General features: G+C 40.9%; 1 pseudogene. It reads right to left on the bottom strand.

What is annotated here, in order from left to right:
- Positions 1–1,228 (bottom strand): annotated as a pseudogene (locus ACQKCJ_RS09555) (hypothetical protein); the annotation flags it as partial.

Genomic DNA, 1,228 nt, shown 5'->3' with positions numbered 1-1,228 from the left:
TCTCGGTTACGGCATCAATTGTTGGCTGGCCTACTACGATAATTGAAGTTACCTGATCGCAATTGTCCGGATTGGTTACTTCGCATATTTTGTATGTCAGATTGTATTCGCCTGCCGGGGTGTTTGGTGCTACTGTTACGGTTCCGTCTGTGTTAAGGGTTAAACCTGTTGGTACGGTTACCGGTGTTAGTGTCACTTGTCCTGCATTGCTTCCAATTACAACATCAAGTCCGTTTAATTTATCATTGGCGGTTAACGCTGGGGTTTTACCTCCTGTAAGACCATTGATCTCAACTGTTTTCTCGGTTACGGCATCAATTGTTGGCTGGCCTACTACTATAATTGAAGTTACCTGATCGCAATTGTCCGGATTGGTTACTTCGCATATTTTGTATGTCAGATTGTATTCGCCTGCCGGGGTGTTTGGTGCTACTGTTACGGTTCCGTCTGTATTAAGGGTTAAACCTGTTGGTACGGTTACCGGTGTTAGTGTCACTTGTCCTGCATTGCTTCCAATTACAACATCAAGTCCGTTTAATTTATCATTGGCGGTTAACGCTGGGGTTTTACCTCCTGTAAGACCATTGATCTCAACTGTTTTCTCGGTTACGGCATCAATTGTTGGCTGGCCTACTACAACTGTTACTATAGCTGAATCACAATTTATTAAATTCAACTTCTCGCAAATAGAATATTCTAACTCATAACTTCCTGCTGGAGTGTTTGCATCGACCGTAATAGAACCATCAACATTTAAAGTAATCCCTGTTGGATATGTTCCTTTTTCGGCCACAGTAACATTAGATGGATTTACCGGATCACCTTTTAGAGTATCGTTATCTAAAACAGAAACTGTTGTTGTTCCTCCATCTTTTCCATTAATCATTTCTGAGGTATCATCCATAGCACAAATAACTTTCCAAATATCAACATTTTCCGAAACTCCTGATTCACATCCAAAGGAATTTGTTACGGTATAGTTAAAAGTCGTTCCTGCTGCCAATCCTGAAATAGTTCTAGAAGCAGTGTTTCCTGAAATATTTCCTGGATTGATTATCCAATTTCCTGCAGGTAAGCCATTCAATACTACACTTCCTGTTGACAAAGTACAAGTAGACTGCGTGATGGTTCCGACTGTTGGAGCTGATGGAACTGCTAATTGTGCGTTTCCGTTATAGGTAAAACTTGCTGATGTAGCAGAACATTGTGAACTGTTCTTAGCTGTAAT

It is taken from the genome of Flavobacterium sp. NPDC079362, from assembly GCF_050267765.1.
GTDB classification, from domain to species: domain Bacteria; phylum Bacteroidota; class Bacteroidia; order Flavobacteriales; family Flavobacteriaceae; genus Flavobacterium; species Flavobacterium azizsancarii.
This window is presented reverse-complemented; position numbering and strand designations above follow the sequence as displayed.